The organism is Aliiglaciecola sp. 2_MG-2023, from assembly GCF_030548145.1.
In the GTDB taxonomy this organism is placed as follows: Bacteria; Pseudomonadota; Gammaproteobacteria; order Enterobacterales; family Alteromonadaceae; genus Aliiglaciecola; species Aliiglaciecola lipolytica_A.
Genome location: NZ_JAUORY010000026.1, coordinates 1 through 16,243, shown reverse-complemented (window position 1 = coordinate 16,243; position 16,243 = coordinate 1). Strand labels below are relative to the sequence as shown.

Below are 16,243 nucleotides of genomic sequence, written 5' to 3'. Positions count from 1 at the left end.
AACTCACGGGGCTAAAGCACCCGCCTACAGATTTGTAGCATGGCCTTTAGGCCATGGAAATGTTTGATATAACTCGCGGGGCTAAAGCACCCGCCTACAGATTTGTAGCATGGCCTTTAGGCCATGGAATTGTTTATTTATTTTTTAATGAGTATATAAAATGAAAAAAGTTTTTGTTGCAGGCCACAGAGGCATGGTGGGTTCTGCCATCGTTCGTCAGCTGACAAAACAAGGTGATGTGGAAATTGTCACCAAAACACGAAGTGAACTAAATCTCACTAGCCAAGCCGAAGTCAGCGAATTTTTCGCCAAAGAGAATATTGAACAAGTATATTTAGCTGCAGCAAAAGTAGGTGGGATCATTGCTAACAACACTTACCCTGCTGAATTCATTTATGAAAACTTAATGATCCAATGCAACATTATTCATAGCGCCCACGTAGCTGGTGTACAAGATTTGTTGTTCTTAGGTTCGTCTTGTATTTATCCTAAATTGGCTGAACAGCCAATGTCAGAAGACGCGCTGTTAACGGGCACCCTTGAACCCACTAATGAGCCTTATGCCATAGCGAAAATTGCCGGTATCAAGCTGTGTGAGTCATACAATCGCCAATATGGCCGTAATTACCGTTCAGTGATGCCTACCAATTTGTACGGCGAGAACGATAACTTCCACCCTGAAAACTCCCATGTTATTCCGGCTCTTATTCGCCGTTTCCATGAAGCGAAATTAGAAGGAAAACCTGAAGTAGTGGCTTGGGGTAGTGGGAAGCCAATGCGTGAGTTCTTACATGTGGATGATATGGCTGCAGCGTCTATTTACGTGATGCAATTAGACAACGCTACTTACGAAGCAAATACCCAGCCTATGCTTAGTCACATTAATGTGGGAACTGGTGTTGATTGTACTATCCGTGAGTTGGTAGAAACCGTTGCTAAGGTCACTGGGTATGAAGGTGACATCAGCTTTGATGCTTCTAAACCTGATGGTGCCCCCCGTAAACTAATGAACGTATCGCGCTTAAAAGACTTAGGCTGGCAGTACAGTATTTCATTAGAAGAAGGGTTAGCCAGTACTTATGAGTGGTTCTTGGCAAACCAAGATAGCTTTAGAAAGTAGACTTAGCTTTAAACAAAATAAGAAAATATCATGTTTTTAGATAAACCCACGTTTAGCACTGTGATTGCCAGCACCCCTTTGGTTTCCATTGATTTGGTGATCACCAATGAAAACAATGAAGCCTTGTTGGGGCAGCGTTTGAATCGCCCTGCCAAAGGGTATTGGTTTGTACCTGGTGGTCGTATCTTAAAAGATGAATCCTTGGCCAATGCGTTTAAACGCTTAACCAAAGAAGAATTAGGCGAAGAATTCACAATGGATCAAGCTAGTCTGCTTGGTCCGTTCGACCATTTTTATCAAGATAATGTGTTTGGTGATGAATTTACCACCCATTATGTGGCAATAGCCTATAAATTAAAATTAACCCAGCCTTTAGAAAACCTGCCGTTAGATAAGCAACATGGCAGTTATCAATGGATGCCCATCTCTGAATTGTTAAACAACGATGCCGTGCATAAGCATACCAAATGGTATTTCATGTAGCATAGGATTTACGACGTAGAGTTATTTTTTGTAGCATGGTAAACGATCAATATAGACTGTTCTTCCTTTCCTAATCCCACACTATAAAATTTAATCAATTATAACAACAGTAGACCCTATTATTTGAAACGTAATAAACTCAGTGAATTAAGCGTGTCTAACGCATAAAAACACTGGTTAGCAACTAGCAACAATCGCTCTTTAATAAACGCTTATATTTATGTTATTCAAAGCAAATTTAACGATTGTAAATTGTATCGAAGACATTCACATATGGCCCAACGGATTTAATATAGGATATTGGAAGTATAAGACAATAATTATGTACTTGTTTTACCAAAAAGAAGTAAGTCCGCATACTTAATCCTTTGTGTGATTTGAACTATAATCAAACAAAGCCCAAGAACCACTAAAGAAATTAAAGGAGTGACTATTAGGTTATATACCCAAATTTTCATGTTTGGAAAATCTATTATTTTATCGAGCATACCTTCTAAAATTAATCGTTGTAACAGATATATGGATAAAGTGTGAGCACCGATTTTAGATAACCAATTAAAAAAAACATTACGTGAGTAGATTATTTCAAAAAGAATAAAGAAAAATATACTGCCACACAGACCAATAAACAAACGAAAAATAGAAATATCAATATTTGTAAAGTTAAACTTTAACTCTTTAAAATCAAATAAGCTAGGAAACCTAGAAACATACATTGTGTAACTACCATCCCAATCTAAAAGACATGTAGCGAAAAGTACAGCTGATATTAATAGGATTGTTTTTGCGTGGCTTGAAAAAAATTGATAATTATTCTTAAAGAAAAATCCAGCCCAAAATATTAATAATAATACTCTTTGTTTTTCTAATAAATATGGAAAAAATAAAACAAAAGAGATACTAATAACAAACGCCAACCATTCTTTCTTTAGTACTTTCAAAGAGACGAAGACAATAAAATAACTAATAAACAATTCTCTTAAGAACCAAACATCATAAGTTCTTTCCCATATTTCTAATAGAATTTCATTAAGGCCGTGTTCTTTGCCTCTTGTAATTTCGGCTGCATACCAAATTAAAACAAACACTAAAGCCCAATTAAAACAGGGTAAAAGTAGTTGCATACTCTTTTTAACAAAAAACTTTTTTAAATTAATTTTTAATGTTGCGTGAAAAAAAAATCCGCTTATTAGAAAAAATAAAGGCATATGAAATGAATAAATAAATTCAAAAGCTGCATTATGAAAAAAATCATAACTGTTCTTCAAGTACTGTATTGAATGACCCCACAATACTGTCAAAATTGCAAATCCCTTCAGAGCGTCTATGAACTCAATTCTTTTCTTTTTGTGTACTTCTGTAGTTAAGGTCGACATTTATTAATTCCATTTTTTCGACGGTAAGGTTAAGTAGGTATTTAAAAATCAAGAGACTTTATTTAAATTTAAGATTGAACTATATAAAGTACTAACGCAACACTTCAATTAATTACGTATGTACAAAAATCTATATTAACTTAAAATTATCTTAAGCAATCAAATAATAAATATCCGAGGTTTTTAATATAATCGCAATGGGCAGCTGGAATTAAGTACTGTCTAAACTGATGCCAAATAACTTTCGACTTAAAGTATGGTGTAGGGTTTTATTCCTCAGGTAACTGAATATCGGTTGTGGCCCTAAAGGTTCGATAAAAATGAGATAATACAAACAGCATTATTTAAAGCATATTCTTAGACAATATTTCTTTAGCCTTCTTTTGTTTTCTAACACTGTTTGCTGGGAACCGAGCTAATCAAATGTTGCCTAAATAATTAATTAGGATAAACATGAACTATGGCAGCATTTATAAACAAACAACACCATTACTGATGATTTATATTGTGAAAACAACGTTGTAGACTGCTCTTGACTGCCTGACTGAGATCTAGTTAAGCGGCAAATACAGGACTTACTATTCCTGCTGGCTCTTTGTGGTGTGTATTGCCATTGTTATTGGCAATCAACGCCGTTTTCGGTTTATCTTGAGTAATGTGCTATGAACCGTCATGCTATTGTGAGTAAACTGTACTTTCTTAGCTGCTCGCAAAACCGCGAGCGCTTCTCTATCTTGTTTTGTTTTTGCTGTAATTCATCAATACGATCGGCTACATACTGATTGAGTACATTTAATTGATCAATGAATAAATGACTGATATCAATGATTAAATTTTATAGGGTGGGATTGGGAAAGGTAGAACGGTCAATTTTGATCGCTTACGTAGTATGTTTATAGTCCATGAACACGAAAGTTGAATCGACTATCTCGGGGCTAAAGCACCCGACTACAGATAATTAATTAAATAGGAGTTTAATTACGCCGCCGATCAAACGGCGAACGTAAAAATATGGCATTAAGTAACTCGGTTGTTTACCGTACTTTTGATAAATTTCTTGTGCTGGTGGGAACGCCATTTCTTGTATAAATAACCACTTTTCCCTGAAACTTTTTCGCTGCTTCAATGAACGACGAAACTGATTCGTTCGGCTATCTACCCTTATTAAATACTCTAATTCAGGATTTGTTGAAACACCTTCTAAGATTTCGACAACTTTATCAATGCTTTCATCTTCAAAGTGTTGGTTGGCTAGTTTAAGAGCAAATTTTGCCAGTTCGCCCAGCCCTTTTTCATCAACGCATTTTCGAAAGTGCGCTTTGTCTGAGGTCGACATTTGTTGGCAGAGTAATAGTAGGTCATATAACCAAATCAATTTAACCGTGTCACCCACATTACGATGATGCAGAAGATGTACTATGGCGTGAATGAGCCCGTGAGCTTTACAAGCCAATGGAATCGACTTTAGCGTTTTCATATCTGCCGAGGTCATTAATTCATCAAAGGTTAGAATATTCTCAACACCAAGCTCGTTGCTTATTCGAAGGTGAATATCAAAATCGACATTTAGCCCCGGACTCAAGGTTTTGCGCATTGAAAACTGGTTAATAATGGCAGTGGGGTTCCAACCCCTGGGGTTAGAAAAACCCATAGACTCGAATGCACTAATAACCGTATTTTTATCTTCTATACGAATAAGTATGTCTACGTCCGCTTTGGTTCGCAACAACGGGTTCGGGTAAACCGTATGGCTAAGGGCGAAGCCTTTGAGTACAACAAATTTAATTCCGGTTGCTGTAAGTTGAATTAGAGTATGCTGGAACTGTTGAGCTAACAACTGATTTCGTAAGTTTTGGTGTATTTGGAAGTCGGCTAACGAATTAAAAAGTGGGCTTTTACAGTGACTTTGCTGAAGTACTCCATAAAGTATGGCTGCTACGCCATGTTCTATGGCTAATTCGGTTAACGAAGTTGCATTTTTGGGCTCTAATGATTCTAAACTCATTAGTTCACCTAAAATCAACTTACTAAGTACAACTAATTTAGGGGGAATTTGCAGAGAGTTAGCCATGGGCTCTGCTCTTGTGCTTAGCAGGTTCAACCAATCTCAATGCAATTGCTAACACCGTAAAAAATAGCGCCGATAGATAAAAGGTTGCCACGTTATAATCGAAACTAGAGTGCAGTAGTAGCATTAACAGGGATGCTTGGCAGCCCATAAGCAGCCCAGGTTGTGCTCTACACTTACCCATAAATATTTTTTTCAACATTAGCAATATGCCAATACTAAATAGCAACGTCCCAATAATACCTTGGGTCGCGAGGGTTTCTAGGTAATCACTATGAGCGCGTTTTGACATTTCATTACTACCCAAAGACGCAGGTTTATAGGCATGCTGAATCAGTGGATAAGTGCCAGGGCCTGTACCAAAAATAGGGAAATCGCTAATTACCTTTATGGCCACACTGTGTAATTTCGAACGAGAACTGTCATTAAAACCGTGTTTTTCGAATCGTTCAAAAGAAACCGAATTCACAAAAACTAAACCAAGCAACACAAATACGCCCACAATAGATAAAAGTGCTTTGTGCTTATTCACTTTCTGTTGTTGCCAGAATAAGTAGCGAATACAAATGCCACACATAACCAGCATAAACACTAAGTTTCCACCTCGAGAGTCGGTTTTGGTCAGTACAACAAATAATAAAAACCCTAAACATAGGAGTATAAAAATTCGTGAACACAGCAAATATAAAAGCGATCGCGATAATTTACTTCGTTGTATTTCTTTTTTACGTTTTTTGAAATTATCAAACATCAAGCCAAGCACTAAAGGAAGGACCATTGCTATATAAATCGCGTATTGGTTTTTGTAACTAAAGGTACCCCTTAACGCTTGTTTCCAACTCGTACCCCAGGGGGGGATAGCTTTTGAAAGTTGATATAAGCCATCTGTGTAATGATTAGTAAGTGAATAGATTGCAGTTAATAGCGAAATTATGATTAAACAATAAACTAATCTTGTAAGCCGAATGGGTCTTTTTAATAAAACATAGGTGAATATAAAGAGCAGTACCAATGAGGTTAATTCGAACAATTCTGAAGTTGAGGTGCTCGACGATACGCTGAGGAAAGCGATATTTACATTTGCATGTAACCGATAAAAATGCGCGCTGTTTGGACTAAGTTTAGTTAACAATTCTAATGGTATGGGAATGAGATAAATACATAGATAACACAACCAGAGAAATAAAACTAACAGCGGTATCTTTATGGGTTTTAAAATTAAAACAAAGTCTGGTTTAGATAACGTTAGTGCTAATAAACCAATAATCATTACTAGTGATACCAGTGCGACTTCCCAAGCTAGTTCAGCGCCATGTAACCATGGAGATATAACGTGAAAGGTAATCAAACATATAAATGCGAAGCTCGTCATCATCTCTTTTACTTTCATGGTCATTTTTGTAAAATTTGATTTATACGATCTTGATTTTTTGAGTTTTCTATCAACTTTTCAAATGGCATAACGTTGTTGTATTTTCGCATGTATTTAGCTGCAATATAATCGGAATGTATGTCATTTAGTGCCTGATTTAGCATGGGAAGCGCTAGTTCTCTATTTTCCGGTGTTAGTTTTTCCCAATGCTGAATTATTATTGGTAGTAAACGACGTTGATTGTTTATTTCGAATCGTCCTAAGGTTAGGGACCTCTTTAGTGTGATTTGCCATTCTGTGTGGTCAGTTTGTGAATCTACTATTGATTGGGTTAACAATGTATAGCCTAAATAGTGGGACGGAGCTTTGTCAATAACCTTAGTAGCATAACGTTCGGCAGATCCTAAGTGAATGTTCTGCTTTTGGGTTTGGGCTAGAATTAGGTATAGTCGGGTATATAACTCATTTAACTTTAGTTCATCGACGAAATGAATTCCCAGAATTGATTGATTCTCAGCTCTTTGTATTCGATCTAGTATTTGTAATGCTTCTGTATTATCTAGCTTTCCCCTACCATCTTCCCACTGGCTTATCGTATATTCAGGCTTTATGATAAGGATTGAAGACATCATAAATTTAAAAGCAATCATTAAAAACACGCTCAACGCGAGAAAAATAACCAATCTACCCAACGAATGTCGATAATTAGTGGGTATTGATTTAGGTTTTGGATTTATTGTCATTACAAGTTTTCAAATTGGTGTTGTCATTAACAAATAGCATTTTTATCGGGTGTTAAAGTCTGAGTATTTACAAAAAGAGATTGCGGGTTATTTAAAACTAAACTTCTCAAGCGAGCTTCGCCGATGATATTTTGTAAGCTCGCAATACTTGGTTTTAAATCTGGTGCACGACCTTTTAAATTATGGCAATCAGATGCTATGGCGAAGGCTCTATCGCTCTCTACTAGTTCAAAAGCCATGTCTTTCACTTCGTCACCAAATTTACCCGTTAAACTGCTGGCGGTAATTTGTAATGGGCAGCCCATATCCGTAAAAACTTGTAATTTGTGTGGTTGTTTTATAAAGGTTTTATTCCGTTCGGGGTGCACTATGATAGGAATAATGTCTTTTTGTAATAACCAACGCACTAAGTTATCGCTACCGTGTGGTACTTCAATTCGTGGAAATTCTAATAGAAAGGTTCTTTTGCCTTGGTAAGCGCCCAGCCAGGGGATTTGACCTTGCTGTACTAACTGCATAAGCTCTGTGCCAATGCGGATCTCGGCACCTAAGCGCAGTTCAATATCAATATTGGCGTCGGCAACCTGTTGTTGAAATTGAGAAAAACGATTCGCTAAATCTGCTTTAGTATTTTCATATCGGCCATAATGAATATGCGGGGTGAGTGCCTGAGTTGTCACCCCTTGATCCACTGCCATTTTTAACATATCTAGCGCTTCTGCAAGCGTTTTTGCGCCGTCATCAACGCCCGGTAGTATATGGCTGTGAATATCTATCATAGTCTGTACTTAAGTCGCTGTGGGTTTTTCGTTTTCAGGCTGAATTACAGTACCGTAGTATTCACCTGCATAATAATGGTCGCCGTAGTAACTCATTTTCTGGGGTTCGGCTACGGTGAGTACGGCACCTACCACGTTAGCATGGAGTTTCTGTAGGCGTTTCACCGCTTCTTTGGACACTTTTATCTTAGTTTCTTCCGCGCGAACTGCCACTATTACACCATCAACTTTGGTGCCTACAATACACGCATCGCTCACCGGTAAGGTAGGGGGGCCATCTAATATAATATGATCGAAGTGGGTTTTTAAAGACTGTAAAGCTTTGGCAAATTTTTCCGAAGACAAAAGCTCAATGGGGTTGTGTGGAATGGTGCCACAAGGCATCACATTAAACTGTTTATTGTCGGTGGGGTTCACAATACAGTCACCAAAATTGACCGTACCTGCTAAAAGGTCGGTTAACCCAATACGGCTTTTTATCTGCAGGTTTTTTGAAATACTGGGTTTGCGTAAATCCACTTCCAACAACAAGGTTTTACCAATTTGGCTATAGGCTGCTGCCAGGTTCATGGCTAAAGTTGACTTACCTTCCGACCCTGTGGCCGAGGTGACTAATAAGGTTTTCGGTGGATTATCAATATTCGAAAACTGTAACCCCGTACGTATACTGTTAATGCTCTCGGCAAATACCGAACGGGTATCTTCTGCATACTCCATTTCTGGGATTGTGTGGGTGTCTTTTTTCTTCAACGCCATGGTAATACCCAGCGCTGGAATCTTCAGGTTCTCTTCCAATGCATCTGGTGTGCGATAAGTGTTGTGCAAAGCCTCTTTTACAAAAGCTAATACCACTCCCAAGAACACTCCCATAAATGCAGAAAGTGTCACAATTAACTTAACATTAGGTTTGATGGGAGAGTTAGGCACAGTAGCGGTATCAATCACTTGTACGTTGGATGCAGTAAAATCACCGCGAATATTGGTTTCCATCAAACGGTTAATAAACGACTCGTAAATACGGCGGTTATTCTCTACTTCACGCTCTAACGAAGTAAGAGTAAAGTTTGAACCCTGTAAAGATTGGATCTCATCTTTTTCATTAGTGAGTAAGCGTTGAATATTGTTCACTTGCTGGCTGGCTAAGCGGTAATCACTTTCGATGCGCTCAACTATTTTAGCTATTTCCCGCGACAAGCTGTCGCGCACACTTTTCAGTTCGGTGCGGGCAGAAATCATCTTAGGGTGCTTTTCTTTATAGCGTTCAAACAACTCATCCACTTTACTTTGCAACCTGGCTTCTTCTTTTACTAAACCGCTAGCCGTGGCATTTTGCAGTACTGGCCCTAACGAATAAAACGCATTAGAATTTGCGGGTACGTTTTTCACCTGAGCATAAAGCTCTTCTGCTGTACTCAGCTCTGTTTGGGCTCTGATGAGTTGATTATTTAAGGACTGCAAACGAGAGTTAGCATCTTGTTGTTGCATTGAAGTATCGACAATGCCCTGTTGCATTCTAAAATCACGTAATTTGTTTTCAGAAGCAGTTAACTGTGCTTTTAGCTCTGATGATTGTTCCGACAACCACTTTTCAGTATTTTTCACATCACCCAAACGAGATTCTAATCCAAACTGAATATAGGCTTCACCCAGGGTATTAATAATATCCGTGGCTAACTGCGGATCAGGGGATTGATAGCTGATATTAATAATCTGACTTTGTTGACCACCACTTACGTTTATCCCACCCTGTATACCTGCGGCTAGCATTACTTTGATGTCATTGTCAGAACGGACTTTAGCTTGGGCAGTCGTCACATTCTTGCCAAATAGCGCAGCAATCTCTTGCTTTATTTCTGCGATGGTGGCCGTCAACCCACTTGCTTTTTTCCCTTTATTAGCTAATAGTTGTTTTTTGTAACTGTCTACTAAACCAAGTTTATCGACCACGGTTTCGGCAATAGCTCTTGAGCGTATTATTTCATACTGGGTTTCATAGAACAAAAACACCATAGCCGAAGCAATATATTGTTCTTCGGGGGCTGCACTAGGTTGTTGGGGGTTGGCGAGAATTTTTGAGCTAGCTTGATAAATAGGGGTTGCGGTAGCTGCAATATAACCGCCAATTAACAGGCAAACTAACATGACTGCAGCAATGAGCCATTTTGCTCGTTTAATGGTGCGCCAATACTGGCTCAAGTCCAACGTTTCTGCGGCGTTTTCGTCGGTTAAAGCGGGGTTCAAGCCTTGTTGTGATGTCATTTTTTCACTGTTCCATTTGTATTGCGCTAAGCATAGCGCTATCTATCTTTTACTAATTTTAAAACTAATATTCAAAATTCGTGTGTATATAGGCGTTTAACCCAATACTAAATACGGGGTCTTAAAAAAAGCTTTCTTCCACTGTTATTACATCGCCAGGTTTAACCAAGGCATTTAAATCTACTTTTTTACGTTCGCTGTGTTGAGCTTGATTCAGGAGGTAAATATTGCTTTTCGAAGCGCGCTCAGTAAAACCGCCTGCGATCGTCACTGCTATTTGTACTGTCATTTTGGTTCTAAAGGGGTAACTACCAGGCCTTTGCACTTCACCGTTAATATAAAATGGGCGATATTCAGCAATGCTCACAGATACGCTGGGTTTTTTAAGGTAATCATCACCAAATAATTTAGTTAATAAGGCTTCTACTTCAGGTACAGTTTTGCCTTGCACTTCTACTTGGCCTAGTAAGGGAACCGAAATGGTACCTTCGTCAGTGATCTGTGCTTCTTTTAGTCCCAACTCGGGTTCGTCAAACACAGTGACCGAAATTGCATCCCCCGTGGATAACCGATATGTGCTATCACTGCTGCTTTCAACATTTTGTGCAAACACATTTGCACTAAGCCCCGTCCATAAAATGCCAATTAATAAAAGAATACGTTTTTTCACTTGCTAGTTCCTTTTCAAAATCTGTAACTTGACTAATCAATTAACCAGTCAATGCCGAGCATATAAATATTTGAGTCATAATCAAATAGTATTAAATTCGAACTGCGTTTTTTGTGGGTGTAATCAAGATACACTTCTAAGCTGCGTTTTAATGCGTAAGTGTATTCGGCTGATATAGCACTTAAGTTATCGCTGCGACCTTGTGAGCTACCGAAGTCATCTACACTATAACTGTAACCTAAACCAACTTTACTTTTAGGACTGAACTTATGGTCAGCTTCAATAGAATAATTTTCACTGATAAAGCTCGGCAACCCCTGTATTGCACTTTCTCTGGTGGAACGCTCCGCGCCCAATTTTATGCTTGAATACGTATTGGGTTTCCAAGTCATATCCAGATAATAGGCAAGGCCAGATATGTCATTGAGTAAATCGTTGTCGTAATTGATATCTTGGTAACCTATTTTAAAAATACCTGTGGTTTTAGCCGTTGCGGTCCACTCCACACCCATCAAATATCGATTTTGTTTAGATGAAGCGTCAAAGGTTTCAGTATTTTTATAGTTTAAGTCATCTATACTGGCTTCTAATAAAAGTCGGGTTTTAGGCGCTAATCGATAATAAAATGTACCCGTTAATCTATCGGAATCGTAATCCCGGAACGACTGACTATTGTTATCATAACGACGTTTATCTAAATCGTAAGCAACTCGTATTTGCCCTATGCTTTTTTGTGTACCATAGGTTCCCGCAGCTTTTAACGAAGATGAGGAGATCTCTGAAAACTCATCTAATACGGAGCTTGCAGCATTAGTTGTGCCTGGCTCTTCTATTTTACTTGAGTAGCGTAAGGTTAATTCTGATGTAAACTTAGCAGTGTGTTTATATTGACCTTTTAGGGATGCATCATGTTCGGCGTAACTTAGGTCACTTAAATCATTATATTGACGATAGTTGCCCTTATATTGTGCGCCGAGTTGCACGGATTCATAAAGTTCGGTCAATTTTAGTGCAGGAGCAAGTTGTATAAACTCGTCAGACAGTTCTTCAGAGCTACGAAAAATGTTGTCATCATGGCCAATATTAGCGGCAATGACCGCTGAAAAACCTTCGTGCTGTTGCGCATAGGCGGAATTGAAACACGCCGAAACAATAAGCATCAAAATAAGCTTGGGGAAGGATTTCTGTGAATCAGAAATCATATTGTTAAAGTTAATCATACAGCTCTTTCCATAAACTCCGGTCTTCCTCTCAACTGGCTGATAGCCTGCTTTTAGAGAGAACTCCTGCATTACCACAACTAAGCGAGTTGATTAACGCATAATTGCTGGGGAAAATAGCAAACCTCGACGCAAAAATATAGATTAATTGGTAATTAAATTTTTGTGACTTAATCCACATTATTGTTCGTTCAATGGGCAATTTACCCTTCAGTCGTGCAAAAGATATGCACATTTCGCACCAAGGCTATTCTTTTGTTGTGGGTAGCATTCTTTATTCGCTGGGTTTATGATACTGGAGATACTTCATTTAGGTTTATTCATGGTGAAACAACTTGTTACCGCGTTAATGATAATCGCCTTGCTTTTCAGCCAAGGGGTTTCTGCGTTGGTGGCGGTTTGTGATATGGAAAATATGCCAAAAATGAATCATATTGCCGATAGCTCCGACCCTATTATGGTGCAACAACAGGATTCACATCGTGGAATGCAGCATGGTAGCGAAGAAGGTGAGCTAGTTGAGCCGATTTCGATTTTAGATGAAACCCAGTATCACAGCATGCAATCAAGCCAAGATTGCTGCAACCAAACCTGCGATTGCGAACACGGCACTGCGTTTTCAGCAGTGTTGGTAGTGGCCAATCCATTTCCATATTCGCTGATAAACCATACCGATGTTATCGCCGAGCAATTCAGGGCCCTCGACGCCCACACCTCAAATTTAATCAAACCCCCGATTATTTAATACCCCAAAATAGATCCGCCGTTTTTTCGTCGCACGGGATTTACCGTACGCCCGTGTAGCATGGCCTTTAGGCCATAGTAGGAATCGATCTCGGGCCTGTAGCATGGCCTTTAGGCCATGGCGTGTGAAGGTCAGTAACCTCGCGGACCTCGTAGCATGGTCTTTAGGCCATGGGGTTTCCATGGATTATTGATCCCCCTTTTTCGCGGGGCTAAAGCACCCGCCTACAGGTTGGGATTATCAGGGGTTCGCGATTTTTCGCGGGGCTAAAGCCGCCGCCTACAGGTTGGGATTTGCGATTTGTTTCGCGGGGCTAAAGCACCCGCCTACAGGTTGGGATTTGCGATTTGTTTTGCGGGGCTAAAGCCACCGCCTACAGTTTTTGGAATTACATTATGAATAGAGTTTTGACATGTTTAAGCTTAATTATCTAACCCAGATTTTAATTGCAGGTGCTTTTGTGTTTACGCTGCCTGCGGCTCAGGCTGCCGAACGGCAGTTAAGCCTGGGTGATGCGGTGCAATTGGCTATCGAAAATGATTCCTGGCAAAGGGGCAATCAATTGCAACGTCAGGCTTTGTCGTCACAAAGCATGGCGGTTGATACATTGCCCGATCCGGTTTTATCTATGGGTTTGCTTAATTTGCCAACCAACGGGTTTGCATTTGATCAAGAGGCGATGACGCAGCTTAAAGTGGGTATTGCGCAACAATTTCCCCGTGGTGATAGTCGTGGTATTCGCAAACGTCAGCTTCAGCAACTAGCGGCTAAACATCCGTTTCTGGCGCAAGATCGCTCAGCGCAAATCGCGGTGACAGTTTCGCAGTTATGGCTCGATGGTTATGGGGCGCAACAAAGCATTCAATTGCTAAAACAAGATAGTCGTCTTTTTGAACAATTGGCGCAAACGGTTGAATCTCAGTACGCCTCTGGACAAAAGCGTACTCGCCAAGAAGATGTGATACGCGCCAATCTTGAGCTTGCACGTCTACAAGACCGCTTAACCCAATTACAGAGTGATAAAGAGACAGCCACAGCAGCGTTATATCAATGGATAGCAAATGAGCATTTTGACCAGAGCAATGTCAGCGCTTTCGATTTTGCACTAAATAAGGCGGTCAGCAATCAAGCCGAGACCAATCAAGCCGAGACAGCCATGTTTCCCGCTATGACAGAGTTTGTATCTGCCCCCTTTGATCGGCAACGTTATGGACAGCTCCTTGGCAAACATCCTGCGGTGCTGGCGTTACAGCAAACCATTCTGGCTGGACAGGTTGGAGTTGAACTAGAGCAGCAAAAATATCAGCCGCAATGGGGCGTGAATGCCAGTTATGCCATGCGAGCAGACGATCAGGCGGGGCAAAGCCGTGCGGATTTCTTTTCTGTTGGTGTGTCTGTGGATTTGCCGCTGTTTACCAATCAGCGTCAAGACAAAGCTGTGCAGGCAGCAAAATACCAAGCCGAATCTTTAAAAACTGAAAAACGTCTGTTGTTGCGCAATATGTTGTCGCAACTTGAATCTTTGCTTTCCCAGCGCCAGCGACTTGCAGATAGGTTAGCGAATTATGACGCGTCCATTTTACCGCAAATGCACGAACAGGCCGAAGCTGAATTGACTGCCTACACCAGTAACAACGGAGATTTTGGGGAAGTGATGCGAGCTCGAATCGCTGAGCTAAATAGCCGCTTAGAGCGCATATTAATCGCCACTAAAAAACAAAAAGTAAATGCTCACTTACAGTATTTTCTTGTACAGGCTAAACCCAGTGACAACCAGCAATCAAAACTGGTTTTAGGAGAACAGTAATGAATCAAACCAACAATCAATCCACAAATAGCAAATCGCAATTAACACCCGTACTTTATTTAGTTGCCGGTTTGTTAGGTGGAGCGCTGTTAACGGGGTTGTATTTCAACTTTAGCGGTCACGGTCAATCAGCATCAGCTAAACAGGATACAAATGTTGAAGCAGATGAAGCGCCGCTTTACTGGGTAGCGCCTATGGATCCTAACTTCAAACGCGATCAACCTGGCAAGTCACCCATGGGAATGGATTTAGTGCCGGTATATGCCAACAATAATTCGACGAATAACGATAGCCCAGGCACGGTTTCTATTGCTCCGAACATTGTCAATAATTTGGGAGTGCGCACCGCCAAAGTAGCGTACAGCAGGATGCATGTGCCGATACAAACAATTGGCTATGTTGGTTATAACCAAGATAGATTAATTCATATTCATGCTCGTGCCCAAGGTTGGGTAGATAAACTTTATGTTACCGCCTCTGGCGAGCCGGTGGAAAAAGACCAGCCTTTATACGCCCTTTATTCCCCCGAGCTGGTTAATGCTCAAGAAGAATATTTACTAGCGGTAAATCGAGGTAATAGCGCACTCACCAATGCCGCGCTGTCGCGCTTAGTGGCACTGCAAATGCCCAAACAAGCCATTCAAACACTCAAGCAGACACAAAAAGTACTGCAAACCGTCGAGTTTCGTTCACCCCAAGCTGGAGTGGTGGATAACTTAAATATTCGAGAAGGCTTTTTTGTGAATCCCGAGCGCACCCTGATGTCGATAGCGTCGCTTGACGATGTGTGGGTAGAAACTGAGGTTTTTGAGCGTTTGGCAGGGCAAGTGGAAGTTGGATTGCCGGTAACCATGAGTTTGGACTACCTGCCTGGTGAAAGCTGGCAAGGTGTAGTGGATTATATTTATCCTACATTGAATGAACAAACGCGCACCCTTCGTGCCCGATTAAGGTTCAGCAATAGCCAGCAAAAACTCAAACCCAATATGTTTGCCCAAGTGGTGATCCATACTAAACCCAGCGCGCGCAGTTTATGGGTTCCTAGCGAAGCGGTGATCCGCACCCGCGCACAAAACCGCGTAGTGCTCGCGTTAGGCGATGGCCAATTTAAATCCGTAGAGGTAAAACTCGGCACAGTAGCTCATGGACAGGCACAAATTCTCGATGGATTAGAACAGGGCGATACCATCGTCACCTCAGCACAATTCTTACTGGACTCCGAAAGCAGTATCAATTCAGACTTTTCACGCATGACGGCACTCTCGAATAAACAAGACAGCCATGCTAACCACGAGAGCATGGACCACAGCAACATGGATCACGGCAACATGGACAGCCATGATATGTCGGGCATGGATAGACAGGATAAACAGGACAGCCATGCTAACCAAGAGAGCATGGACCACAGCAACATGGACCACGGCAATATGGACGGTCATGATATGTCGGACATGGATAAACAGGACAGCCATGCTAATCACGAGAGCATGGACCACAGCAATATGAACCACGGCAACATGGACAGTCATGATATGTCGGACATGGATAAACAGGACAGCCATGCTAATCACGAGAGCATGGACCACAGCAATATGAACCAC

13 protein-coding genes are annotated in these 16,243 nt (G+C 40.6%); 5 read left to right on the top strand and 8 right to left on the bottom strand.

The window, feature by feature from the left end:
• Window positions 1–160 precede the first annotated feature (160 nt).
• Both Q4567_RS19230 and Q4567_RS19225 read left to right on the top strand, forming a co-directional pair.
• A complete protein-coding gene (locus Q4567_RS19230; protein ID WP_303501754.1) occupies window positions 161–1,120 on the top strand; it encodes a GDP-L-fucose synthase in 960 nt (319 codons plus the stop codon).
• A gap of 30 nt (window positions 1,121–1,150) precedes the next feature.
• Entirely contained in the window at window positions 1,151–1,603 is a 453-nt protein-coding gene (locus tag Q4567_RS19225) for a GDP-mannose mannosyl hydrolase (RefSeq protein WP_303501752.1), read from the top strand.
• Between the two features lie 320 nt (window positions 1,604–1,923).
• Here the strand turns inward: Q4567_RS19225 and Q4567_RS19220 are convergent, their stop codons facing one another.
• From Q4567_RS19220 to Q4567_RS19185, 8 genes are all read right to left on the bottom strand, one after another.
• Window positions 1,924–2,979: an acyltransferase family protein gene (locus tag Q4567_RS19220; RefSeq protein WP_303501750.1), complete on the bottom strand. Its 1,056-nt coding sequence runs from the start codon at window positions 2,977–2,979 to the stop codon at window positions 1,924–1,926.
• A gap of 958 nt (window positions 2,980–3,937) precedes the next feature.
• The gene (locus tag Q4567_RS19215; protein ID WP_303501748.1) at window positions 3,938–4,984 is read right to left on the bottom strand and encodes a nucleotidyltransferase family protein; all 1,047 of its coding nucleotides are present in this window, start codon (window positions 4,982–4,984) and stop codon (window positions 3,938–3,940) included.
• Window positions 4,985–5,042: 58 nt separating this feature from the next.
• The gene (locus Q4567_RS19210; RefSeq protein WP_303501747.1) at window positions 5,043–5,798 is read right to left on the bottom strand and encodes an O-antigen ligase; all 756 of its coding nucleotides are present in this window, start codon (window positions 5,796–5,798) and stop codon (window positions 5,043–5,045) included.
• A 641-nt stretch (window positions 5,799–6,439) separates the two neighbouring features.
• On the bottom strand, window positions 6,440–7,162 hold the full coding sequence (locus Q4567_RS19205) for a hypothetical protein (RefSeq protein WP_303501746.1): 723 nt from the start codon (window positions 7,160–7,162) through the stop codon (window positions 6,440–6,442).
• A 26-nt stretch (window positions 7,163–7,188) separates the two neighbouring features.
• Window positions 7,189–7,941, bottom strand: a complete 753-nt coding sequence (locus tag Q4567_RS19200) for a tyrosine-protein phosphatase (RefSeq protein WP_303501745.1) — start codon at window positions 7,939–7,941, stop codon at window positions 7,189–7,191.
• A gap of 9 nt (window positions 7,942–7,950) precedes the next feature.
• On the bottom strand, window positions 7,951–10,200 hold the full coding sequence (locus tag Q4567_RS19195) for a polysaccharide biosynthesis tyrosine autokinase (protein WP_303501742.1): 2,250 nt from the start codon (window positions 10,198–10,200) through the stop codon (window positions 7,951–7,953).
• Window positions 10,201–10,321: 121 nt separating this feature from the next.
• Window positions 10,322–10,870, bottom strand: a complete 549-nt coding sequence (locus Q4567_RS19190; RefSeq protein WP_303501740.1) for a polysaccharide biosynthesis/export family protein — start codon at window positions 10,868–10,870, stop codon at window positions 10,322–10,324.
• A gap of 32 nt (window positions 10,871–10,902) precedes the next feature.
• Window positions 10,903–12,090 carry an outer membrane beta-barrel protein gene (locus Q4567_RS19185; RefSeq protein ID WP_303501738.1) on the bottom strand — a complete coding sequence of 396 codons (1,188 nt, stop codon included), beginning with the start codon at window positions 12,088–12,090 and terminating at the stop codon, window positions 10,903–10,905.
• 322 nt (window positions 12,091–12,412) lie between these two features.
• Between Q4567_RS19185 and Q4567_RS19180 the strand changes: the two genes are divergently transcribed.
• The 3 genes from Q4567_RS19180 to Q4567_RS19170 form a co-directional block, all read left to right on the top strand.
• A complete protein-coding gene (locus Q4567_RS19180) occupies window positions 12,413–12,835 on the top strand; it encodes a hypothetical protein (protein WP_303501735.1) in 423 nt (140 codons plus the stop codon).
• Between the two features lie 412 nt (window positions 12,836–13,247).
• Entirely contained in the window at window positions 13,248–14,642 is a 1,395-nt protein-coding gene (locus Q4567_RS19175) for a TolC family protein (protein WP_303501732.1), read from the top strand.
• Window positions 14,642–16,243, top strand: a 1,602-nt coding sequence (locus Q4567_RS19170; protein WP_303501729.1) for an efflux RND transporter periplasmic adaptor subunit, incomplete at its 3' end; no start/stop codon positions are given. The genes Q4567_RS19175 and Q4567_RS19170, both read left to right, overlap by 1 nt.